Consider the following 22996-nt stretch of genomic DNA (forward strand, 5'->3'; position numbering starts at 1 on the left):
TGTGGTCCGGCGCACGGGTCGCGCCGTCCGGATGCAACCGTCGGTCGGGTGGCTGTGCTGTCGGCAGTCGGCGGCACTAGACTGATGCCATGACGCGTTTGCTGCCCGCCGCCGGATGTCTGCTGCGCGCGACGCTGGCCGTTGCGTTGCTGGCACTGTGCCTGCAGGACGGGCCCGCAGCACGCGCCGTGGCCGAGTTGAACGCGCTTCCTGACTACGATCACGCGCGCGTAGCCAGCCGGCTGGCGGCCGACGCCCGCCTCGACGAGGCACTGCTCGTGCTGGACGCCGGGCTCGCGGCTGCCCCCGGCCCGCAGCGCGCCGCAGCCTTGCGTGCGCAGCAGCAGCATTTGACTGCCGAACGCGACAGCTGGTCCTATCGCGGCCGCGAGCTCGCCGCCGGCGCCTGGCGCGGTGGCGGTGACAGTACGCCGGCACTGGTCGGTGCGGTGACGGCGGATCTGCTGGTCTTCGGCGACGTCCGCGATCTCGCCATCCAGTCGGTGCGCGGTCTACGCGGGCAGGAGGTCGATCCCGTGATCACGACACTGTCCGCCGCCGGCATCCTGCTGACGGCCTGGCCGGCCGCCGACGGTGGCACGGCCATTCTGAAAGCCGCGCGGCGCGGCGGGGCGCTGTCGGCGCGGCTGGCCGGGGACGCGCTGGCTGCCGGCAGGCGGGCGCTGGCACGCGTCGACGCGACACCGCTGCGCCGTATCGCCGCCGACGCCGGAAGTCTGCAGCGGCAGGCGGGCGCGGCGCCGTCGATTCGCATCCTGCGTAACGTTGGTGGCCGTGGCGACCTCGCGCGCGCGGCGCGCTTCGCCGAGCGGCCCGGCGGTGCTTTCGCGCTCTGGGTCGGTGGCGGCGACGCCCTGCAGCTGCTGCGCGCCGGCGGGGCTCTGGGCGGTGCCTGGCTGTTGCGTGCGGCGCGCAAGGGACCGGAGGGTGTCGCCGTGGCTGCGCGTTCGGCACGCGTTTTGGCCAAGCCGCATCCGCTGATCGGCGCGACCAAGGGGATCTACAAGGGCAACGCCGGCGCGCTGCTGTCGAACGCTCTGCGCGACTACGCAGCGCCCTTGGTCGGTCTGCTAGCCGGCTGGCTGCTCTTCGAGCTGGGCCTGCTTGGACTGCGTTTGCGCAGGGCGGGAAGGGCCGCCGGATCGGGTGCCGGCCACCGCCCGTCCGCTGTGCCGATGCAGGCCTGAACGGCACCGCTAGGCTGGTCGAATTCTTCGGGGGAGCCTTCTTGATGCAGATCGTCATAGCCCCTGGCGCGCTTGCCGGCCCGGGATCCGGAGGCCGCCCGTGACGCCTCGTGAGACCCGACTGATCCGTGAAAGCTGGCGCAACATCGCGCGCGATCGTGACGCTATCGTCGTCACCTTCTACGACCTCCTGTTCCGCTGGAAGCCGGAGTTGCGTGGGTACTTCAGCGAGGACATGAGCGAGCAGCGGCGCATGATGGCGGTGACCCTGAATCTGGCTGTCTCGCATATCGACCGCATCGAGACGATTCGCGAATCCGTGCGCGACCTTGGTCGCCGCCATGCACGTTACGGCGCGCGCGCGTCCTACTACGATCTGGTAGTCGAGGCGCTGGTGCGTGCCATTTCCCAGCACGCGGGGCCTGCTATCTTCGGCCCGCGGGTGGAAGCCGCCTGGCGCCGGGCATTCGCGCTGATTGCCGAGGAAATGCTGGCGGGTGCCGAGGGGCGCGAGCCGCGGACAAAGGCAACGTAGCGCGTCGCCACACGGCGTGTCCGGCTAGACTCGGGAGCCCGTTCAATCGAGTTGCGTGATGAGCCATCTGATCAACCGCCGTGACCTCGACTTCCTGCTCTACGAGCTGCTCGACACCACATCCCTGTGCGAGCGGGAGCGCTTCGCGAGCCACGACCGTGCGACTTTCGATGCCGTCATCGACGCCGCCGAGACGTTGGCTGTCGAGGCCTTCGCCGATCACGCCGCCAAGCTCGATGCCAACGAGCCCGAGTTCGACGGTGAGCGCGTGCACATCATCCCGGAGGTCAAGAAGGCGCTGGAGGCCTACATCGAAGGCGGCTTCCTGGGTACGGCCTTCGATGAATCCGACGGCGGTTTGCAGCTGCCCTATACGGTCAGCCAGTCCGTGGCCGCGTTGTTCTCGGCCGCCAATATCGGCACGGCCGGCTATCCCTTCCTGACCGGCGCGGCGGCGAATCTGCTGAAGGTGGTGGGTTCCGAGGCGCAGCAGCAGCGCTACATGCGCCCCATGATAGCCGGGCGCTTCTTCGGCACGATGTGCCTCTCCGAGCCGCAGGCGGGCTCCTCGCTGGGTGATATCCGCACGCGCGCGGTGCCGGACGGCGAGGGCGGCTATCGGCTCAAAGGCAACAAGATGTGGATTTCCTGCGGTGAGCACGATCTGTCCGAGAATATCGTGCATCTGGTGCTCGCCCGCGTTGAAGGCGATCCGCCCGGCACCAAGGGCATCTCGCTTTTCGTCGTGCCCAAGTTCCGCATCAACGACGACGGCAGCCTTGGGCCGCGCAACGACGTGCGCCTGGTCGGGCTCAACCACAAGATGGGCTACCGCGGTACGGTGAATACCGTGCTCAGTTTCGGCGACAACGACGATTGCCGCGCCGAGCTGGTCGGCGAGCAGGGCAAGGGCCTGGCCGGTATGTTCCACATGATGAACGAGGCGCGTATCGGCGTCGGCATGGGGGCTTCGGTGCTGGGCTATTCGGGCTATCTGCATTCGCTGACCTATGCACGCGAGCGCCCGCAGGGCCGCTCGCCGGCGGCCCCGGATCCCGCCAAGCCGCCGGTGCCGATCATCCGTCACGCCGACGTGCGCCGCATGCTGCTGGCGCAGAAGGCCTACGCCGAGGGCGGGCTGGCGCTCTGCCTGTACTGTGCCTCGCTGGTGGATCGTCAGGCGACGACGACCGGGGACGACGCCGAGCGCGACCGCCTGGGCCTGCTGCTCGACATCCTCACGCCCGTTGCCAAGTCCTGGCCCTCCGAGTACGGCCTGGAGGCGAACAAGCTCGCCATCCAGGTGCTGGGCGGTTACGGCTACACGCGCGAGTATCCGGTCGAGCGGCTGTATCGCGACAATCGGCTGAACCCGATCCACGAGGGCACCTACGGCATCCAGGCCATCGACCTGCTCGGCCGCAAGGTGACGATGCGCGAGGGAGCGGCGTTGAAGCTGCTGCTGCGGCAGATCGGCGAGACCGCCCAGGCCGTATCGGAGGATCCCGAGCTGCAGGGCTTCGCCGCCCAGCTTGCCGACGGTATCGACCTCGTCGCGGAAACCACCCGCGCGGTGGCCGATCGCTCAACGGATGCCGAAACCTATCTTGCCAATGCCAGCGCCTATCTCGACATGCTCGGCCATCTGGTGCTGGCCTGGATCTGGTTGCGCCAGGCGCAGCTCGCGCGTGCCGCCGAACCGGCGAGCACTGCAGACGCCGATTTCTACGCCGGAAAGCTGCAAGCCACGCGCTTCTTCTTCAACCGCGAGCTGCCGAAGATCCGGCACTGGGCCGATATCGTTGCGCGCGGCGAGGACAGCGCGCTGAGCATGCGCGAGACCTGGTTCTAGTGACTCGCTGCGGCGTGTGCTCCCTTAGCGGAGTCCGGCAGCCTTGATGGACTGGTCGCTGCTCGGCGCCACTCTCGGCGGCATCGGCCTGCTGCTGCTGGGCATGCACATCATGACCGACGGCCTGCGCGAGGCCGCCGGCGATGCCCTTCGCGGCCTGCTCGTGCGGGCGACCGGGCGCCCCCTGCGCGCCGTGGCCAGCGGTGTGCTGATCACCGGCATCGTGCAGTCCTCAAGTGCGGTGACAGTGGCGACGATCGGCTTCGTCAATGCCGGTCTGCTCAATCTGACGCAGGCGATTCCCGTCATCTACGGCAGCAATGTCGGCACCACGGCCACCGCCTGGCTGGTCGCGCTCGTCGGCTTCCATATCGACGTACGCCTGCTGGCCCTTCCCATGATCGGCGTCGGCATGCTGCTGCGCGTCTTCGCCGGCCCGCGTCGCATCGGTGCCGTCGGCATGGCACTGGTGGGCTTCGGCATCTTCTTTACCGGCATCGACACCCTGCGCGTGGCCTTTGCCGATATCGGCAGTCAGATGCCGATCGCGCAGTTGGTCAGCGGGGGTTGGCTCGGACTGTTCGTCGCCCTCGGCCTCGGTTTCGCGCTGACGCTGCTCATGCAGTCGTCGAGCGCGGCGTTGACCATCATTCTTACCGTGGCGGCCGGCGGAATGGTGGCTCTGCCCAGCGCCGCGGTCATGGTCATCGGCGCCAATCTGGGCACTACCTCCACGGCGTTGATCGCGGTGATCGGCGCCACGCCCAACGCCCGGCGTGCGGCAGCCGCGCATTTTGCCTTCAATCTCGGCACCGGCGTTGTGGCGCTGCTGCTGTTGCCGCTGTTGCTATGGCTGTTGTCGCTGGTGGCGGAGAGTACCGGCGAGGGCGCCAGCGCGGCAGCGGTGCTGGCGCTGTTCCATACCGCCTTCAATGTGCTTGGAGTGCTGATCTTCCTGCCGCTGACGCCACGGTTGGTCGCTTTCGTTTCAGCCCGCTTCCGGACCGCGGAGGAGGATCTGGCTCGTCCGCAGCATCTTGACGGTACGCTGCTGCACACGCCATCGCTGGCCCTGGACGCGCTGGCGCGCGAGCTTGAGAGAGCGGCAGCGCTCAGTCGGGGGTGTCTCATCGACGCGCTGCAGCCCGATCACGCTGCCGAGCGGCTGGCAGCGCGCGAGGCGACGGTGACGCGTCTGGTAGACAGCATCGGCGACTACTGCCAGCAGTTGCAGCAAACCAGCATGAGCGCCGACTCAGCGATGGCCATGGCGGAGGCGCTGCAGGCGCTGCGCCACATCGGTGAAACGGCGGCGTCGGCGCGTACGCTGAGCGAGAGTGCTGCTTCGCTGAGCGAGCTGCCCGCAGAAGCGCGCGAGGCTGTCAGCGAATTCGCGATCTACGCCAGAGCGCAGATGCAGGCGCCCGAGGACAGCGAGAGCGATCGCGAGGCGCGCTATCAGGCGAGCAAGGCGGAACTGCTGCGTGCAGACAGCCGCGTGCCGGTGCGCACGGCGGTGCGTCATCTCGAACGGCTGGGCGTCATCCGGGACGGGCTGCGCTCGGCGCTGCGCGCGCGACAGCATCTGGAAGCGCTGCCGCGCCAGGCGATCGGCGCAGAACTGTCGAACTGACAGGGTTCTTGCGCTGCGCTCCAGTGGCCCCTCCCTGCGGAGCAGCCGGCGGGGCAGTGCCCCTTCGGTCAGTCAGTTTCTTGCGCCCCGCTCACGACAGCCTTACGATTTACATGTAAATCGGAACTGGCGGCCCCATGACCCGCATGATCAATTTCCGCGCTGACGAGGCTCTCGACGAGCGTCTCTCGCGCCTGGCTGAGCTGACCGGCCGCACCAAGACCTTCTATGTGCGCGAGGCGGTGGAGCGGCACATCGAGGATCTGGAGGACGCATATCTGGCGGATCGGGTCATGGCGCGCGTCGAGCGCGGCGAGGAAGGCGTGAAGTCGCTGGAAGCGCTGGAGCGCGAGCTTGGGTTGGCGGATTGAGTTCACCGCCAGCGCCGAGCGTGCGCTAAGAAAGCTCGATCCCCGGGTCACACGCCGCATCTTCGCCTTCCTGCGCGAGCGCGCCACTGCCGATCCACGCAGCCATGGCAAGGCGCTGCAGGGAGATCGGGTCGGCTACTGGCGCTATCGCATCGGCGACTATCGCGTGATCTGCCACCTGGAAGACCAGCGTCTGCGCGTGCTCGTGGTACGGGTGGCGCACCGGCGCGAGATCTACCGCAAGTAGCGCCCTACCAGGGCAGCTCGCTGCCATCGCTGTGGAAGAAGCGGCCGCTGCGCGCGGCATTCAGCTCGTCCATCAGCCCGATCAGCCGCTTGGCTGCCTCGTCCGGGTTGATGTGGCCGTTGTGACCGGTCATGGCCGTGCGCACGAAGCCGGGATGCAGGATCGCGACGTGGATGCCGCGCGGTGCGAGATCGACGGCCAGCGACTTGCCGGCGGCGTTGAGCGCGGCCTTGCTCATGCGGTAGCCGTACTTGCCGCCCGAGTCGTTGTCGGCGATCGAGCCCATGCGCGAGGTCATCAACCCGATCTTTCCGCCCTCGGAGAGCCTGGGTAGCAGCGCCTCGACGGCGCGCAGTGGGCCGAGACTGTTGATCTCCAGCTGCTCGCGGATGCTGTCGAAGGCCATGTCACCGAGCCGCTCGCCGTTCATGACTCCGGCGTTGCAGTAGAGCAGGTCGATGCGCGTGTCTTCGAGGGCTGCGCGCAGCTTGTCGATGGCCGCGTCGCTGGCGATGTCGATGTCCTCGACGATGCGCAAGTCGAGCGCGCGCAACGCTTCGCTGGGCTCGCGCACCGCGGCAATGACGGTGTCTCCGCGCGCCTGCCACTGGCGCGCCATTTCCAGGCCGATGCCGCCGTTGGCGCCAATGAGCACGATGGTCTGCGACATGTCCGGGACTCCTGCCGAGTGGGAGGCACACGCTAGGCGCTGTAATCGGAGCGCGCAAGGCGTTCCGGGGTTTTCAGGAGGCGGGCTGCGGGTCGCGGATGAAGCCGAGCGCAGCCGGGGCGTCGGTCTGGTCGAGGCGTCCCAGCGGCAGCGTCTGGCCGCCCAGGCGCAGCGACAGCGCTGTGGCCTCGCCGCTGGAAATTGCGAGGGCGGCCTCCAGCGCCTCGCTATCCGGGCTGGCGGTGCCGGCTTTCAGATGCGCGAGTAGCCACTCCGCCTCGGTGTCGTCGAGCTGGGCCGGACCGTGCTCGGTGGCCATCAGCAGATTGCCGTGCTCGTCGAGCCAGGTGCTGCTCGGCGTCGTCACGGCCGCGCCGGTATGCGTGCACAGATCCTCGCTGTCGGCGCGCAGAATCAGCGGAGCGGCCTCGAGCTGCACGTAGCCACGCTGCGGGCCGTTCTGGAAGTACCAGGCACCGTGCTCGTCGGCGAGATAATTCGCGCTGATGGTGTCGATGATCTGCGCGCGCGTGATGATCTCGCCCTGGATGCGCCAGCGGCCGCGCCGGTCCAGCGACAGCCAGCCGTAGAGGGCGGGCACGTTGGGCCAGCGCGCCAGCGCGCGCTGCATGCGGTCTTCCATCAGATCTTCCTCACTCGTTCTATGTGCATCTTCAGCAGGCGGGACCAGCCCGGGCAAGCCTGTCCGGGCGATAATCGCGCATGTCCCAAGTTCAGGCTCATCGTGTCGCGCGTCGCGGCTATCTTCTCGGTCTCGCGCTGGCCATCGTCGGGGCGGTGTTCTTTTCCGGCAAGGCCATCATCGGCAAGCTGCTCTACGTCGAGGGTATCGACGCGTTGGAGCTGGTGGCGCTGCGCATGCTGTTGTCGGCGCCCTTCTTCGCGCTGGTTGGCCTGTGGGCCTGGTCGCAGCGACCGCGGCCGACGGCCGCTGACGCGCTGCGAATCGCGGTGCTCGGCCTGCTGGGCTACTACGCGGCCAGTCTGCTCGATTTCATGGGGCTGCAGTACATCACGGCCGGGCTGGAGCGGCTGATCCTCTTCCTGACGCCCAGCATCGTGCTGCTGCTGGGTATGACCTTCTTCGGTCGGCGCGTGAGCGGGCTGCAGTGGCTGTCGATGGCCTTCGCCTACGCCGGCATCGCGCTGGTCGTCCAGCACGACCTGAGCATCGGCGGCGATGGCGTCGCGCTGGGAGCCGGCCTGGTCTTCGGCGCGGCCGTCAGCTACGGGCTCTATCTGCTGCTGTCCGGCGAGATCGTGCAGCGCGTCGGCACGCTGCGGCTGGTGTCGCTGGCGATGATCGCCTGCGCCGTCGCAACCATCACGCACTATGCGCTGGCGCGGCCCTTGCCGGGGCTGTTCGAGCAGAGTGCGGCGGTCTGGCAGCTGTCCGTGATCAACGCCGTGCTGTGCACGGTGCTGCCGGTCTTCCTGATCATGTCCGCCATCGCGCGCATCGGCGCCGGCGTCACGGCGCAGGCCGGCATGATGGGGCCGGTGTCGACGCTGGCGCTGGCCTGGTGGATTCTCGACGAGCCGGTCAGTGGCGTGCAGCTCGCAGGTACGGCGCTGGTGCTGGCCGGCATCCTGCTGCTGTCGGCGCAGCGCGCAAGCTAGACCTCGACCTGCAGCTGGGTACGTGCCAGCAACTGACCGTCCGCGGTGAGCAGCGCGATCTCCCAGCGCCCCTCGGGATTGGCCGGGAAATTCCGCTTGCGCGTGAAGGTACGGTACCCGGCCTCCCGCCCTCCGGCGATATCGGTGCCGATGCGCTCGACCACGTGGCCGTCGTGGCGCCACTCGAAGATCAGCTGCTGGTGCAGCCCGAGCGGCGCGCGGATGGCGGCGAAGGCCGTCAGGCCTTGCTCACGCAGCACGGTTGCGTCGATGTGCGTCAGCGCGGGGCCGGGTTCCAGGGTGGCATCCAGCGTGCTGGTTGCGCGCAGCTCGTGCGCCTCCAGGCCGACGGCAGGAACGTGTGCGCGCAAGCCCCAGCCCGCCGCGAGCAGCAGCAGGCAGGCGAGCGCGCCGCGCGGCCAGATGCGCGCGGGCACGTCACGCAGCCAGCGCAGGGCGCCCGGCAGCAGCCCCAGCAGCATCAGCGCGGCCGCTGTGTCCAGCGCGCTGGTGGTGTCGCGATGCAGCGCCAGCGGCACGACGACCAGCGCCGCGACGAAGGCGCAGAAGGCCTGGAAGAGCATCAGCCTGCCCGGGTGCGCGCAGATGCGGTCGATGTAGATGCGGTCCAGCGCAGTGGCCAGCGCAGCCAGCGCCACCAGAGCGAGGAATAACGGCTGCGCGCTCTGCCAGACCGTGGCCGCTGCGACGAAGGGCAGGGCGAAGAACAGCGTTTCCTGATGCAGTGACTGCGTCACCAGCGGTAGCAGCCGCGGCGAGATGCGCCCGCGACTGACGCGCTGCAGGATTCGGCCGAGCAGCGGCTCGGCGAGGATCCACAGCCAGCCGGCGAGCACCATGACGGCTATGCCCTGCGCCATGGCGGCACTGCGCTCGACGAGGAAGTAGCTCGCGCAACCGGCCACGAAACTGACCAGCGGCATCAGCACATGGCGTCGGCGCAAGGTCCAGCGCAGCGCGCGACCGAGCCGGTCGCGGCGGCGCCAGATAGCGCCCGGTCGGGAGTGCAGTGTCATCGGCGCGGATCAATGGTCATCGACCGCCATTGTCGTCGTGGCGGCTGATTCGCCGATGAATCGCGCTAGTGGGCGCGCATCTGCAGCGGCAGCCCGTCGCGAGGCTTGGCAATGGGCGCGAGCTGGTAGGGCATGGCATAGCCTTCAGGCACCTGCCATTCGAGGCGCTGCAGCATGGCGTGTAGCACGGCCTTGACCTGCATTTCGGCGAAATGCAGGCCCAGGCAGGTATGCGCGCCGCCGCCGAAGGGCACCTAGGCGAAGGGGTGGTTGCGGTGCTCGGCGCGTGCGTTGTCGAAACGCTCCGGGTCGAATCGATCGGGTTCGGACCAGTGCGCCGGGTCGCGCTGCGTGAAGATCGGGAAGATCGACACCGAGGCGCCCGCCGGCAGGTGGTAGCCCTGGAACTCGACGTCGCGCGTGGCCTGGCGGACGATGGTTCCAAGCGGCGGATAGAGGCGCAGCGCTTCCCGCAGCACCCGGCCGGTGAGCTCGGCCTCGTCCAGTGCCTCGTGCGGTAGCGTCGTGCCGCCGATGCGTGCAGCATCGGCGCGCAGGTGTTGCTGCCATTCGGCGTGTGCGGCCAGCGCGTAGACGATCGTGGTCAGCGCACTGGTGGTGGTGTCGTGCGCGGCCATCATCAGGAAGATGACGTGGTTGACGATGTCCTCGTCGCTGTAGCTTCGGCCCTGCTCATCGCGGGCGTGGCAGAGCTGGCTGAAGAGATCGTCGCCGTCGCCCTCTCGCCGTTCCGGGATGCGCGTGCGGATGAAGTGCTCCAGATGGCGCCGGCCCTGCAGCCCGCGTGTGTACTTGCGGCCGATCAGCGGTGCGCGCACCACCGCCGTGGACGCTTCCACGACATCGGTGAAGGCCTTGTTGACCGCGTCGATCTCGCGCTGCAGGGACAGGCCCAGAAAGCAGTCGGCGGCGATGGCGAGCGTCAGACGCTTGACCTCTGGATAGAAGCGCAGGTCTGGCTGCTTGCTCCAGGCCGACACGGCCGTTTCGATATGGCTCTGCATGCGCCGCTGGTAGCCGGCCAGCGCCTCGGCGCGGAAGGCCGGCTGCATCAGGCGCCGGTGCAGGCGGTGGTCGGCGCCGTCCCGCAGCATCAACCCCCACGGAAAAAGATCCCCAAGGATGGGGGTCCAGCCGTGGTGCGCCGAGAAAAGGCCGTCACGATCGCGTAGCACCAGCTCGTTGGCTTCGGCGCTGAGCAGGCAGGCGCGGTCGGCGAACAGAAAATTGACACGTGATACCGGACCGAAATGCTCGTGCTGCCGGCGTGTGAAGGCCAGCGGATCGTGCAGGTAGCGCAGCGTCTGGCCGAGCAGCGGGAGGCCGCTTTCGCCGGGCAGATGTTTCAGCGACGCGGGGCGCCCGGTATCCGGGGCGTAGTCTGTGGTTGTTGTAGGCATGCGGGTCTCCTGAGCCGACTCGCTGGCGACTGTACGCTTAACCGGACGGTCGTTCAATTAGCGCGACCGGCTCGCGATGCGAAGTTACAGCGGGCGGTTTTCCTCGCTGCGAACGGGTGCTGCCGGTGGCAGTTGCAGGTCGGTTGGAAGCTCCAGATGCTGTGTTTCTCCGCCCTGCTGGTAGCGCAGGCGCAACTGTTCGCCATCGGATTTCCGGATCAGGCGCAGGAAGTGCTGCGGCGATTCGGGCGGCGTGTCGTCGATGGCGGTGATCAGCACGCCAGCCGTCATGCCGGCGTCGGCGGCGGGGCCGCGCACGTGGCTGACGAGCACGCCCTCGGCATCACCCAGCTCCATCGCCTCGCGCAACTCCGGCGTGGCGACGACCACCGTGATGCCGAGCGCGCTGGCGATGTCCTCCTCGCCCAGGCTCTGCCAGTCCGTCTGCCCTGCCGCAGCCAGTACCTCCGGGGCGATGCGCACGCGCGCGCCGCTTCGCGCCGCCAGCGCGATGGCATCGCTGGGGCGGGCGTCGATGATGTGCTGCGCACCGTCGGCGTCGCGGAGTAGCAGCGCACCGTGGAAGACCTTGTCGTGCAGTGCGTCGACGACGACGCCGGACAGCTCGGCGTCGAGCCCGCTCAGCGTCGCAGCCAGCAGATCATGCGTCATCGGTCGCGGGGTCGCTTCGCCGCGCAGCGCGCGCAGGATGGCGCGCGCCTCATTCGGACCGATGAAGATCGGCACGACGGTTCCATCCTCGGGATCGCGCAGCAGCACAACCGGCGCGCCGGCGCCGCGCACGATGCCGACAGAGGCTACTTCCACCGACACCAGCGAATCCTCGTCCACGGCGAGTTCGCGTGCCTCGACGGCGGTGGCGAGCAGGCCGGCCGCTAGCCATGCGACAGGGGGTTTCCAGTCCATCATGTGCCTCCGCGGCTTTCTGGCGGCAGTGTGCCCGCCAGGTAGAGCCAATGCACCTAGAGAGTGTTTACAAAGCACCTCTGGTCGTGATTCGGCTCAACGCACCGGATGCCATTGGCTGCGTTTCGCCCGTGGTTCGGCGCCCCAGAACCGCATCGCTATTGAATGATGCCGCGGACCGGCGTGCATCCTTCTCGAAGGGCACGGGCCGTTCTGGCTCACCGCTACGCGGTATCGCCGGGGCCTTCCTAAGCTCCCCGTTATGTAGAACGTTTCCTAGGTGCTGCCGAAAAGCAGGCTGCCGGCGAGGGCGGCAAGTAGCACTACGGCCCAGGCCGGGGTGCGCCCTTGCAGTAGCAGCGCCAAGCTGACTGCGGCGATGCCGGCGCTGGCTGGGTCGCGCACGCCCTCGACGAGCACGGGGTCCCAGAGCACGGCGGCGAGGAGGCCGACGACACCGGCGTTGACGCCGCCCACCGCACGACGGACTGTGGCGACAGCGCGCAGCTGTTCCCAGAAGGGCAGGACCCCGCCGATCAGGAGCATCGACGGGAGAAATATGCCGACTAGCGCCAGCGCTGCCGCCGTCACGCCGCCTCCCTGCATGACACCGCCGAGATAGGCCGAGAAGGCGAACAAGGGGCCGGGTACGGCCTGCGCGGCGGCGTAGCCGGCGAGAAAGTCGTCGTCGCTGACCCAGCCGGTGGAGACGACCTCACCGTGCAGCAGCGGCAGCACGACGTGGCCCCCGCCGAAGACGAGAGCGCCGGCGCGGTAGAAGCGGTCGACGATGGCTAGTGCCGGGACGTCGAGCAGTTGGGCGGCGGCTGGCAGACCGGCCAGCAACAGGGCGAATGCCAGCAGGCAGGCGACGGCGGCGCGCGTTCGGCGCGGGGCCTGCCACGCTGTAGGGGCCGTAGCGGCAGTCGGCTCGCGCAGCAGCAGTAGCCCGATCAGGGCGGAGCCGCCAATGACGCCGAGCTGGGCTGGTACGCCGCCCAGTAGCAGCATGAGCAGTGCGGCAGTCGCGGCGATCAGCCAGTGCACCCGCAGTTGCAGCAGACTGCGCGCCATGCCGATCAGGGCGTGCGCGACCACGGCGGCCACCGCCGCCTTGATGCCCGTCAGCCAGCCGCCGCCAGTGCCCGCCAGATCCTGCTGCACCAGCCAGGCGAAGCCGAAAAGGAGCAGTGCCGATGGCAGTGTGAAGGCGGTCCATGCCGCGATCAGCCCCGGCCAGCCGGCGCGCAGCATGCCGATGGCCATGCCGGCCTGGCTCGATGCCGGCCCCGGCAGGAACTGCGAAAGCGCAACGATCTCCGCGAAGCGCGCCTCGTCCAGCCACTGGCGCCGCACGACGAAGGCCTCGCGGAAATAGGCGAGATGCGCCACCGGCCCGCCGAAGGAAGTCAGCCCCAGGCGCAGGAATACCAGGAAGGTCTCGATGACGGCGGCCATGGCGGCATTCTGCCGCCCCGGGCGTGCGTTCGCCTCGTCCGGTGTTCACGCACACCGCCGCGAATCGAACTGTCCCGAGGATGCGGCACGCGCGCGCCGACGCGCTCGACTAGATTGCGGACTTGGATCGGAAGCGGGAGCGGGGCATGGGGAAGTTTCTCGGCGGTTGCTTGATCGTCTGTCTGGTGCTGGTGGTCGGTGGCGGCGCGGTGGGCTATTACGTTTTCGTCAAGCCCTACACGGATATGGCCGGGGAGGCGGTGGCCTTCGCGCAGGAACTGGAGACGCTGGATAGCGAGATCGCGACGCGCGGGCCGTACCAACCGCCAAAGGACGGTGCTGTCTCCCCCGATGCGATGCAGCGCTATCTGGCAGTGCAGCGGGGCATGCGCACGGACCTGGAAGGCGATATGCAGACGCTGCAGGCGCGCTACGAGGCCCTCGACAACGAGCTGGAATCGGAGCAGCGTGATGCCAGCATCGCCGAGATCATGACGGCTTACCGGGATCTGGCGGGACTCTACCTGGAAGCCAAGCGCGCGCAGGTTGCTGCGCTCAACGAGCAGCGCATGTCGATCGACGAATATCACTGGATCCGCGGGCAGATCTATGCTGCGCTGGGACAGCCCGTCGCGGTGGCCTCGCCGGACGGCTCGGCGCCGGCAGCGGCGGTGTCGAGCGTTCCGCCCGAGACGCGCGCTCTGGTGGAGGAGCACCGCGAAATGTTGACCGACAACTACGCCCTTGTCTGGTTCGGTCTCTGAAGGTTTTCCATCGCGTAGTCCCGCCCAGCCACTTGTCCTACCAGCGCTCGCCGTAGGGGCGCAGATCGATCTCGAAGCTGCGCGCCGACGGCGGTTGCTGCGCGAGCTGGTAGACGGACTCCGCGATGTCCGAGGCTTTCAGGAAGAAGTTGTCCGTCCTGTCGGGGAGCATTTCCCGGGTGCGCGGCGTGTCGATGACGCCATCGATGACGACGTAGCTGACGTGGATGTTCTCCGGCGCCAGCTTGCGCGCCAGTGACTGCGCCAGGCCGTACTGGGCGTGTTTGGCGCTGGCGAAGGCCGTGAACTCGGCGCCGCCGCGCTTGGCGGCAGTGGCGCCGATGACGATGATGCGACCGCCGCCGGCCGCGCGCATCCCGGGTAGCACTGCCTGCACCCAGGCCAGCAGCCCGGCCGCGTTGGTGCGCCAAGCCTCTTCGAAGGCCTCGGCATCGACGTCATCCACCGAGCCGAAGACACCCGAGCCGGCGTTGTAGACCAGCACCTGCGGGCAGCCGTGATCGGCTTCGAGCCGGTGCGCGGCATTGCGTACGTCGTCGCGGCGCGTGACGTCGCAGCCGTGCAGCAGCGCGTCCGGGATGTCGGCAGCCAGTTCGCGCAGGCGCTCCGGCTGCCGTGCCAGCAGTGCGATGCGATAGCCGCCATCGGCGAAACGCCTGGCAAAGGCCCGGCCGTTGCCGGGGCCGGCGCCGACGATGGCGCAGAGGGGTAGCGAGTTAGTCATGGCTTACTCAGTGACGGTTCATTAATGCTGGTTGGGGTGGGGCTTGGGAGTACAGAGAATGTCATGGCTCAGAGGTTGCGCGATGCCGCGAAGCGGCGAGCCAGTGCGATCCGTGCCCTTTGAGGGTGGCCGAGGCGGGCGTCGCGCGCAGGGGTCGCGAGGCATGGATGCCGAGCGAGCGCGACCAGGCCAGGGATGGCCTGTTCGCGCGTGCCCCAAGCACGTCGCCCGCCTCGGGAACCTGCCGCGGCTTAGCCGCGGCAGGCCACCCGGCGGGCACCATGGCTTTGGTGACCTTGGCCGAAACCAAAGTCACCCGCGCCGGCCGCGCGGCACCGTTCGGTAGCTCAGCGGTTTCCGGCGCGGAATCCCAGAGCACGACGGAGCCGAGAGGGCCTTTGAGTAAGGGCCGGCCCTGCCGGTAGAGCGTAAGGCGTATGGGTTCACGGCAAGCGCCCGAACCACTCCGAAAGCGCGCGCCCGATCTCCTGCGGCGAATCCTCCTGGATGAAATGGCTGCCGTTCACGGTCACTTCCTCCTGGTTGGGCCAGCCGCGGCAGAATTCGCGCATGTCGCCGACGAGGATGGCGCCGGGGTCAGCGTTGATGAAAAGCTTGGGGATGGGGCTGTGCGAAGCCCATTTGCCATAGCTGTCGACGATGTCGATGACGTCTTCCGGCTCGCCGTCGATGGGCAGCTCGCGCGGCCAGCTCAGCGTCGGGCGACGGTCTTCGCCGGGTTCGGAGAAGGGGCGCCGGTACTCGCCCATCTCTTCTTCGTCCAGGTCGCGCAGGATGGCGTTGGGCAGAATCTGCTCGATGAAGGCATTGCGCCGCAGCACCAGATCCTCGCCCTTGGTCGAACGCATGCCCTGGAAGATGCCGCGGAAGCCTTCCGGCCACTGCAGCCAGCTCATCGGCTGCACGATGGCTTCCATGTAGGCGATGCCGCGCACGCGCTCGGCATGGCGCCGCGCCCAGTCGAAGCCCAGCCCCGAGCCCCAGTCGTGCAGCACCAGCGTGACGCGGTCACCCAGATCGAGCTGGCGCAGCAGTTCGTCGAGATAGTGCCGGTGTTCGACGAAGCGGTAGCTCTCATGATCGGAATGTGGCAGCTTCTCCGAATCGCCCATGCCGATGAGGTCCGGCGCCAGGCAGCGCGCCTGCAGGCTGAGATGCGGAATGATGTTGCGCCACAGATAGGAGGAGGTCGGATTGCCGTGCAGGAAGAGCACGGGGTCGCCGCTGCCTTCCTCGGCGCAGGCCATGCGCCGACCATGCACCCGGTAGAACTGCTTGTCAGGAAGCTTGTGGTTCTTCATCACCTAGACCTGATGGAAGAACCCGCAGCATGCGGCAGGCACGCCGGCGCGCTCAAGTCTGGCGTCATTCGCCGATGAGCTTGACCAGCACGCGCTTGTCGCGGCGGCCGTCGAACTCGCCGTAGAAGATCTGTTCCCAGGGCCCGAAGTCGAGACGGCCTTCGCTGATCGCGACCACTACCTCGCGGCCGAAGATCTGACGCTTGATATGGCTGTCGGCGTTGTCCTCTCCGGTGTCGTTGTGGCGCCAGCGCTCAATGGGTCCGTAGGGCACCAGCTCCTCCAGCCAGCGCTCGAAGTCGGCGTGCAGGCCGCGCTCGTCGTCATTGATGAAGACAGACGCCGAGATGTGCATGGCGTTGACCAGGCACAGTCCCTCCCGGATGCCGCTTTCAGCCAGAGCTGTCTCTACGCGTGGCGTGATATTGATGAAGGCGGTGCGCTCCTCGGTGTTCAGCCACAGCTCCTGACGGTGATGTCGCATGCGCTACGCTCCCATTCGTGCCGGTAGAACCTCTCATGGTCGCATTGACCGCGCACCCGAATGGGGTAGGGTGATGGCCTATTCAGCCCGCAGCGGGGGTTCGCAGGCTTGAGCACGAAGCTGGCAGTCGAGAACGTCTACAAGATATTCGGTGGCAACCCCAAGGAGGCGATGCAGCGTGTCGCCCGGGGAGAAGACAAGGACAGCATCTTCGAGCACACGGGACTGACGATCGGGGTTGCCGACGCCAGTTTCGAGGTCGCCGAAGGCGAGGTCTTTGTCGTCATGGGCCTGTCCGGCTCCGGCAAGTCGACCCTGGTGCGCATGCTGAACCGGCTGATCGAGCCCTCCAGCGGCAGTATCAAGCTCAATGGCCGCGACATCACTCAGGCGTCGCGCCGGGAGCTGATCGAGATCCGGCGGCGCTCCATCAGCATGGTCTTCCAGTCCTTCGCGCTGATGCCGCACCAGACCGTGCTGCAGAACGCCGCTTTCGGTCTCAACGTGGCGGGCATGAAGAAAGAGGAACGCGAAGCCAAGGCGATGGAAGCCCTTGATGCCGTTGGTCTCAAGTCCAATGCCAACAGTTATCCGGATGAGCTTTCCGGCGGCATGAAGCAGCGCGTTGGTCTGGCGCGGGCGCTGGCTACTGACCCCGAGGTGTTGCTGATGGACGAAGCCTTCTCGGCACTGGATCCGCTGATCCGTACCGAGATGCAGGACGAGCTGCTGCGCCTGCAGTCGGAGCAGGCGCGTACGGTGGTCTTCATCACTCACGATCTCGACGAGGCCATGCGCGTGGGGGATCGCATCGCGATCATGCAGGGTGGCTGGATCGTGCAGATCGGTACGCCCGAGGAGATCGTGCGCGCGCCGGCCAACGAGTACGTGCGCTCCTTCTTTCGCGGCGTCGATGTCTCGCAAGTCTTTACCGCAGGCGACATCGCGCGCCGCGACCAGCTCACCGTCATCGAGCGCGCCGGCGTCAGCCTGCGCGCGGCGCTGTCGCGCCTGGAGCATCACGACCGGCAGGTCGCTGTGGTCAACGACCGCAACGGCAAATTCCTGGGGGTGGTGACGGCCGATTCGCTGCTGGCGCGCCTCGACGACGTTGCGGGCGATGACGACTGTGCCATCGAGAGCGCCTTCATTGCGGGTGACGACGCCGTCAACGCAAGCACACCGCTGACGGAGGTCATGACCCGGGTTGCCGAAGCACCCTGGCCGGTGCCAGTGGTAGACGACGACGGCCGTTACCGCGGCACCATCTCGCGGGCGACGCTGCTGCTGACTCTCGACCGCTCCGGCGAGGAGCCGGCCCCGGCGACTGAAGAGAAGGAGGAGGCCTGATGGCTGTCGAACTGCCGATCGGCGATTACGTCAGCGATGGCGTCGACTACATGCTGGACAATTTCCAGGGGCTCTTCGACGGGATTTCCTTCGGTATCGAAGTCGTCTCCGGCACGATCACCGACCTGCTGCAGGCCACACCGGTCTGGGCGGTCTTCGCGGTGCTCGGGGGGCTGGCGATGTGGCGCGTCGGCTGGCGCTTCACGCTCTTTACCTTGGCCGCCCTCTACGTTGTGCTGGGCATGCAGCTCTGGGAGCAGACCATGGACACCCTCGGCCTGGTGCTGTCGGCCACCATCGTGGCGCTTGGCATCGGCCTGCCGTCGGGCGTGGCCATGGCCAAGAGCGATTGGGTGGCCGCGGTGCTACGCCCCGTGCTCGACTTCATGCAGACGCTGCCGGCCTTCGTATACCTGATTCCGGCTGCGATGTTCTTCGGCCTGGGCGAGGTTCCCGGTACCATCGCCACCGTCATCTTCTCGATGCCTCCAGCCGTGCGCCTGATGAATCTCGGTGTGCGGCATGTGCCGGCCGAGAATGTCGAGGCCGGTCGCGCTTTCGGCTGCAACGGGCCGCAACTGTTCTTCAAGGTGGAGTTGCCGCTGGCAATGCCGTCGATCATGGCCGGCATCAACCAGACCATCATGCTGGGTCTCTCGATGGTCGTCATTGCCTCCATGATTGGCGCCGGCGGGCTTGGCAACACCGTGCTGACCGGTATCCAGCGTCTCGATGTCGGGCTCGGTTTCGAGGGCGGACTGGGCGTGGTCATCCTGGCCATCATTCTCGACCGCCTGACGCAGAGTTTCGGCGGTCAGGGCCGTGATCAACGCAAGGGTCTCATCGCCCGCCTGCGCGGGCTCTTCGGGCGCGAAGCCAGGGAGTCGAATGGCGCATGAGATGTATATTTCTATGGGGTATCCGCTTAGCTCCACAATTTCGAGCACTGTACATAACCCCAGTAGTGGTACTGTACACAAATGCCCGAAGCAAGCAAGGACTATCCCGGCAACTGGCGCGAATTCCATGCGTGGTTCGCGACAGAGCAGGCCTGTATCGAGTACCTGGAGAAGGTCCGCTGGCCAGAGGGCTTCGTCTGCCCGAGCTGTCAGGAGCATGCCGAGCCCTATCGCGTCAGCCGGTCTCGGCTCGTGTGCAGGGCTTGCCGCTATCAATGCACCGTCACGGCCGGCACGATCTTCGAGAAAACGCGCACGCCACTACAGGTCTGGTTGGCAGCTGCGTGGTACATCACGAATCAGAAGCAAGGCGTCAGCGCCTTGGGGCTGCAGCGCGTGCTGGGTCTAGGCAGTTATCAGACCGCATGGACGATGCTGCATCGATTCCGACGCGCCATGGTGCGTAGTGGCCGTGACAAGCTTCAGGGAACGGTCGAGGTCGATGAGACCTACGTGGCAATCACGGACCGAACGGTAGGTCGTTCAATTAAAGGCAAAAAGAGCCGGACCGGCCATGCATTCGTTGCCGTAGCGGTGGAGATCATCGAGCCGAAAGGCTTTGGTCGCATTCGGCTACAAAGGCTGGAGAGAGACTCTGCCGAGCACGTTGAGCCGTTCATCAAAGGCGCCGTAGCGCCTGGCTCGATCGTCAAGACCGACGGGTCTGCCGCCTACCGGTCACTTGCCAGTCTTGGTTATGACCATCGTCGGTCTGTGATGCTCGGCGCTGATGTGCCAGCGCACGTCTCGCTCGCCGGCGTTCACCGCGTGGCGGCACTGCTCCAGCGCTGGTTGATGGGAACTCATCATGGCGCTGTGCAACCTCGCCACCTTGACGCCTACCTCGACGAATTCGCCTTTCGGTTCAATCGCCGAAAGTCAGGTTCACGAGGAATGCTCTTCTATCGCTTGATGCAGCAAGCGCTGGAAACCGCTCCATTGACCTATGAAAGCGTCGTTTCGACTCAGTCGAAAACAGCTCAAGCGTAGGTGGAGCTAAGTGGATACCCCTTATATTTCTACAGCTTCGGCGTGAAAGCGAGGCCGATGTCTTTTATGGTGGAGACACACACGACAAGGAGAGAACCATGCGAAACAGCATGAAGCGCGTAATCGGGGGCTCGATTCTTGCGGCCTCGCTGGCCTTCGGTGCCGGCACCGCACAGGCGGATGACCACAAGACCGTCGAGTTCGGCTGGACGGCCTGGTCCGACGCCGAGTTCGTCACCAAGCTGGCCAAAAAGGTCATCGAAGAGAACTACGATTACGAGGTCAAGCTGACGCTGGCGGACATCGGCCTGCAGTACCAGGGCGTCGCCAAAGGCGATCTCGATGGCATGCTGATGGCCTGGCTGCCGTCGACGCACGGTGACTACATGGATCGCGTCGGCGACGATGTCGTCAACCTCGGCCCGCTCTATGAGGGTGCGCGTCTGGGCTGGATCGTTCCGGCCTATGTCGACGAGGCCGCGCTCTCCAGCATCGAGGATCTCAAGAAGCAGGGCAATGTCGAAAAACTTGGCGGCAAGATCCAGGGCATCGATCCCGGTGCCGGCCTGATGCAGCTCTCCGAAAAGACCATCGAAGAGTACGGCCTTGATGACTACGATCTCAGTTCCGCCAGTGGCGCGGCCATGACGGCGGCGCTCAAGCGGGCCATTGATCGTGGCGAGTGGATCGTCGTCACGGGCTGGACACCGCACTGGAAGTTCGGCAGCTTCGATCTGCGCTTCCTGGAGGATCCCAAGGGCACCCTCGGCGAGACTGAGCACATCGACGCCATCGTGCGCGAGGGTTTCAAGGAGGACCACCCCGAGATCGCGGCTTTCCTCGAGAACATGTATATCCCGCTCGAGGATCTGCAGGCAGCGATGAGCGAGGCTCAGGACAGCTCCTACGAAGAAGCCATCGACAATTACGCCGCCAACAACGGTGACCGCATCCAGGGCTGGATCGACGGCTGATCCGCGACTGGCAACTGGCGTGAAAAAGCCCGGCTCTCGCCGGGCTTTTTCTTTGTTGGCCGGTTAACTAGTGGCTGGCGCGCGGCCGAACCACAGTCCCAGCACCGCCGCAGCCGCCACCGCGGCGGCTGTCGCACCCATCGGCGACAGCCCGTAGGCCGCGGCCGTGGCCAATGTGCCACCGACGATGGCGGCAACAAGCAGGCGAGCGCTGCCGCGTTCCACGGCCACCAGCGGAGCGGCCAGAACGGTCATGAGCGCAAGTGCGCCGCCAACGGCCAGCGGGCTGCTGCCCACCACGATGGCGGATGCGACGGCGAGCAGCAGCATGCTGAGCGCACCGTAGTTGCGGCTAGGTCGGGTGGTGACCTCGAAGCGCGCATCGTTCGCCGCTTCCGGCAGATAGACCAGGCTTTCTCCCTCGCGCTCGGTGAGCTCGGCGAGCAGCTGCTGGTAAAGGTCTTCGTGACGCTGTGCGGGGTGAGTCATGGCTTGCTCCTGTCATCGGCGATGCCGAGGCGCCATGTTCGCCTGCCCGCAAGTCTGCGCGAAGTGGCATTTTAGACTATATTAAAGCCGATAACGCCAAATATAAGGTGTGAGTTATCACAAGTGTGGCGATATTCGCATTTGATGACGTAATGGCAACCGGCGTCACCGGGCCGCTGGAGATGTTCAACATCGCCAATGTGCAGGCCGAGCTAGCCGGTTTACCGCCCGAGCAGCGCTTCAGTTGGTGCGTGGTTTCGGTGGATGGCAAGCCCGTGCGCAGCTCGGCGGGCTTCATGCTCCCGGTGGACGCCAACGCCAGCTGCGCCAGTGCCGCGGAGGTTATCCTGATTCCGGGTGTGAACCACCGCAGTGGTCGCGATGTTGTCGATCACGTTGCCAACCTGCCGGATGCCTACCTGGGATGGCTGAAGGCCCGTCACGCCGAGGGTCGGATCCTCTGCGGCGTCTGCAGCGGTACCTTCGTGCTGGCCGAGGCCCACCTGCTCGATGGCCGCCGCGCCACGACCAGCTGGTGGCTGACCAAGGCCTTCAGGCGACGCTATCCCATGGTGGACCTGCACCCGCGCGAGGTTCTCACCGAGGATGGGCCCATGGTCTGTGGCGGCTCGGCAGGCTCATGGAGCCACGTCAGCCTGCGCATCATCCGCAAGTTCATGGGGGCGCAGGTGGCCAATGCGTGTGCGCGCATCATGCTCATTGATCCGAACCCGGCCAGCCAAGCCATGCATTTGGCTGCAGAGCATCTGAGTTCCGGCCGCGACGAGACCATCGACCGCGTCATTGCCTATATGCGCGAGCATCTCGACCGCGAGCTGCCGGTCAGCGAGCTGGCCGCGTTGGCGCTGATGAGCGAGCGCACCTTCCTGCGGCGCTTCCGCGAGATCGCGGGCATGCCGCCCGGGCATTACCTGCAGCGGATGCGCGTCGATCGCGCCAAGCAGCTATTCGAGCAGGGCACGGATTCGCTGGAGGCGATCGTCGAGCAGGTTGGCTACCAGGACCTGAGTTCCTTCCGCCGCCTCTTCCGCAAGGAGACGGGGCTATCGCCGCGTGCGTATCGCGAGCGCTTCGCGATGCCGGTCGCGCCGGCTGCCTGAGCGCAGCGGCACCTCATGGGTGCCGCCGCGGCTGGAGACCTCAGTCTTCGCCGAGGCCGAATCCCAGCAGGTGCAGCAGGCTGGTAAAGAGGTTGTAGATGGCCACGTAGAGTCCGATGGTGGCGAGGATGTAGTTGGTCTCGCCGCCGTTGAGGATCTCGCTCGTCTGATAGAGGATCAGTCCGCACATCAGAACGGCGAAGACCGCCGAGATGGCCAGCGCCAGCGGCTGGAAGTAGACGCCGAAGAGTGAGGCTACGAGCATGCCCATGGCCGCGATGAAGGCGACCAGAATGCCGACCATCAGCGCCTGGCGCATAAAACTGAAGTCGCGCCCGCTCTTGACGGCATAGGCGGAGAGGCCAATGAAGGTGCCGCCGGTGGTGCCCAGCGCCATCATGACGATCTGCCCGCCGTTGGCGAAACCGGTCAGATAGGCGTTGATGACGGGACCCAGCCCGAAACCGAGCAGGCCGGTGACCGCGAAGACGGCGTAGAGGCCCTTGGAGGAATCGGCTGTGCGCGGCACGACGAACCAGAGCAGGCCGAGCGCGGCCAGCGAGCAGATCAGTCCCATGCCGTAGGGCGCGTTGATCGCCATCGCGACGCCCGCCATCAGCGCGCTGAAGATCAGCGTCAGCGACAGCAGAAGATAGGTGTTGCGCAGAACCTGATTGGTCGCCAGTGCGGAAACGCTCTGGCCGGATACGGTTTTGGTGTGACTCTGCTGCATGGTGGCGGAATCTTGGTTGAGGATTACCCGTCAACAATACGCTATTGCGGCTACGGCTTCAGCGA

Annotated in this window: 23 protein-coding genes and 1 pseudogene; 13 read left to right on the forward strand and 11 right to left on the reverse strand. The window is 66.7% G+C overall.

The features are described from left to right. The first annotated feature begins 89 nt into the window (after positions 1-89). The 6 genes from U743_RS01855 (at position 90) to U743_RS01880 (ending at position 5846) form a co-directional block, all read left to right on the forward strand. A complete protein-coding gene (locus U743_RS01855) occupies positions 90-1208 on the forward strand; it encodes a hypothetical protein (RefSeq protein WP_043765103.1) in 1119 nt (372 codons plus the stop codon). Between the two features lie 100 nt (positions 1209-1308). Continuing rightward, positions 1309-1743, forward strand: a complete 435-nt coding sequence (locus U743_RS01860) for a globin domain-containing protein (RefSeq protein WP_043765104.1) — start codon at positions 1309-1311, stop codon at positions 1741-1743. Between the two features lie 58 nt (positions 1744-1801). Further along, positions 1802-3595, forward strand: coding sequence for an acyl-CoA dehydrogenase (locus tag U743_RS01865; protein ID WP_052367414.1), 1794 nt, complete (start codon positions 1802-1804; stop codon positions 3593-3595). Positions 3596-3641: 46 nt separating this feature from the next. Beyond that, positions 3642-5228 carry a Na/Pi cotransporter family protein gene (locus tag U743_RS01870; protein ID WP_043765107.1) on the forward strand — a complete coding sequence of 529 codons (1587 nt, stop codon included), beginning with the start codon at positions 3642-3644 and terminating at the stop codon, positions 5226-5228. Positions 5229-5365: 137 nt separating this feature from the next. Beyond that, complete coding sequence (gene relB, locus U743_RS01875; RefSeq protein ID WP_232226697.1) at positions 5366-5599, forward strand: type II toxin-antitoxin system RelB family antitoxin; 234 nt, start codon at positions 5366-5368, stop codon at positions 5597-5599. Next, positions 5583-5846, forward strand: coding sequence for a type II toxin-antitoxin system RelE family toxin (locus U743_RS01880; protein ID WP_043765109.1), 264 nt, complete (start codon positions 5583-5585; stop codon positions 5844-5846). Before relB ends, U743_RS01880 begins: the two co-directional genes overlap by 17 nt. A gap of 4 nt (positions 5847-5850) precedes the next feature. Here the strand turns inward: U743_RS01880 and U743_RS01885 are convergent, their stop codons facing one another. Further along, positions 5851-6516, reverse strand: coding sequence for an SDR family oxidoreductase (locus U743_RS01885; RefSeq protein ID WP_043765111.1), 666 nt, complete (start codon positions 6514-6516; stop codon positions 5851-5853). 73 nt (positions 6517-6589) lie between these two features. Continuing rightward, positions 6590-7159, reverse strand: a complete 570-nt coding sequence (locus U743_RS01890) for a DUF2946 family protein (protein WP_043765113.1) — start codon at positions 7157-7159, stop codon at positions 6590-6592. Between the two features lie 80 nt (positions 7160-7239). On the opposite strand from U743_RS01890, the gene U743_RS01895 reads away from it, so the two are divergent. After that, positions 7240-8157: a DMT family transporter gene (locus U743_RS01895; protein WP_043765115.1), complete on the forward strand. Its 918-nt coding sequence runs from the start codon at positions 7240-7242 to the stop codon at positions 8155-8157. Here U743_RS01895 and U743_RS01900 read toward each other — a convergent pair. The 4 genes and pseudogenes from U743_RS01900 to chrA form a co-directional block, all read right to left on the reverse strand. After that, a complete protein-coding gene (locus U743_RS01900; protein ID WP_043765117.1) occupies positions 8154-9194 on the reverse strand; it encodes a DUF5924 family protein in 1041 nt (346 codons plus the stop codon). The two genes, U743_RS01895 and U743_RS01900, sit on opposite strands and share 4 nt — an antisense overlap. A 65-nt stretch (positions 9195-9259) precedes the next feature. Continuing rightward, positions 9260-10615: pseudogene (locus tag U743_RS01905) on the reverse strand (cytochrome P450). Between the two features lie 84 nt (positions 10616-10699). After that, positions 10700-11545: a bifunctional nuclease domain-containing protein gene (locus U743_RS01910; RefSeq protein ID WP_198021881.1), complete on the reverse strand. Its 846-nt coding sequence runs from the start codon at positions 11543-11545 to the stop codon at positions 10700-10702. Positions 11546-11818: 273 nt separating this feature from the next. After that, complete coding sequence (chrA, locus tag U743_RS01915) at positions 11819-13000, reverse strand: chromate efflux transporter (protein WP_043765121.1); 1182 nt, start codon at positions 12998-13000, stop codon at positions 11819-11821. Positions 13001-13146: 146 nt separating this feature from the next. Between chrA and U743_RS17870 the strand changes: the two genes are divergently transcribed. Further along, positions 13147-13764, forward strand: coding sequence for a hypothetical protein (locus tag U743_RS17870; protein WP_052367417.1), 618 nt, complete (start codon positions 13147-13149; stop codon positions 13762-13764). A gap of 37 nt (positions 13765-13801) precedes the next feature. Here the strand turns inward: U743_RS17870 and U743_RS01925 are convergent, their stop codons facing one another. The 3 genes from U743_RS01925 to U743_RS01935 all read right to left on the reverse strand — a co-directional run bounded on the left by U743_RS01925 (position 13802) and on the right by U743_RS01935 (position 16315). Further along, positions 13802-14509, reverse strand: coding sequence for an SDR family NAD(P)-dependent oxidoreductase (locus tag U743_RS01925; RefSeq protein ID WP_043765123.1), 708 nt, complete (start codon positions 14507-14509; stop codon positions 13802-13804). A 443-nt stretch (positions 14510-14952) separates the two neighbouring features. Beyond that, on the reverse strand, positions 14953-15831 hold the full coding sequence (locus U743_RS01930; RefSeq protein ID WP_043765124.1) for a haloalkane dehalogenase: 879 nt from the start codon (positions 15829-15831) through the stop codon (positions 14953-14955). 64 nt (positions 15832-15895) lie between these two features. Continuing rightward, the gene (locus U743_RS01935; protein ID WP_043765126.1) at positions 15896-16315 is read right to left on the reverse strand and encodes a secondary thiamine-phosphate synthase enzyme YjbQ; all 420 of its coding nucleotides are present in this window, start codon (positions 16313-16315) and stop codon (positions 15896-15898) included. Positions 16316-16423: 108 nt separating this feature from the next. Here U743_RS01935 and proV point away from each other — a divergent pair, with 108 nt between their 5' ends. The 4 genes from proV (at position 16424) to U743_RS01955 (ending at position 20588) form a co-directional block, all read left to right on the forward strand. Next, positions 16424-17665 carry a glycine betaine/L-proline ABC transporter ATP-binding protein ProV gene (proV, locus tag U743_RS01940; protein WP_052367418.1) on the forward strand — a complete coding sequence of 414 codons (1242 nt, stop codon included), beginning with the start codon at positions 16424-16426 and terminating at the stop codon, positions 17663-17665. Beyond that, the gene (locus U743_RS01945) at positions 17665-18564 is read left to right on the forward strand and encodes an ABC transporter permease (protein WP_043765127.1); all 900 of its coding nucleotides are present in this window, start codon (positions 17665-17667) and stop codon (positions 18562-18564) included. The genes proV and U743_RS01945 overlap by 1 nt, the downstream gene beginning before the upstream one ends. 81 nt (positions 18565-18645) lie before the next feature. Continuing rightward, positions 18646-19614, forward strand: coding sequence for an IS1595 family transposase (locus U743_RS01950; protein ID WP_043765129.1), 969 nt, complete (start codon positions 18646-18648; stop codon positions 19612-19614). 98 nt (positions 19615-19712) lie between these two features. Further along, positions 19713-20588 carry a glycine betaine ABC transporter substrate-binding protein gene (locus U743_RS01955; protein ID WP_043765130.1) on the forward strand — a complete coding sequence of 292 codons (876 nt, stop codon included), beginning with the start codon at positions 19713-19715 and terminating at the stop codon, positions 20586-20588. A gap of 63 nt (positions 20589-20651) precedes the next feature. On the opposite strand, the gene U743_RS01960 is transcribed toward U743_RS01955, so the two are convergent. After that, a complete protein-coding gene (locus U743_RS01960; RefSeq protein WP_043765132.1) occupies positions 20652-21077 on the reverse strand; it encodes a hypothetical protein in 426 nt (141 codons plus the stop codon). Between the two features lie 125 nt (positions 21078-21202). Between U743_RS01960 and U743_RS01965 the strand changes: the two genes are divergently transcribed. Continuing rightward, the gene (locus U743_RS01965) at positions 21203-22198 is read left to right on the forward strand and encodes a GlxA family transcriptional regulator (protein WP_269530520.1); all 996 of its coding nucleotides are present in this window, start codon (positions 21203-21205) and stop codon (positions 22196-22198) included. A 40-nt stretch (positions 22199-22238) separates the two neighbouring features. Here U743_RS01965 and U743_RS01970 read toward each other — a convergent pair whose 3' ends face one another. Further along, positions 22239-22931, reverse strand: a complete 693-nt coding sequence (locus tag U743_RS01970) for a Bax inhibitor-1 family protein (RefSeq protein ID WP_043765136.1) — start codon at positions 22929-22931, stop codon at positions 22239-22241. Between the last annotated feature and the right edge of the window lie 65 nt (positions 22932-22996).

It is taken from the genome of Algiphilus aromaticivorans DG1253 (assembly GCF_000733765.1).
Classification (GTDB): domain Bacteria; phylum Pseudomonadota; class Gammaproteobacteria; order Nevskiales; family Nevskiaceae; genus Algiphilus; species Algiphilus aromaticivorans.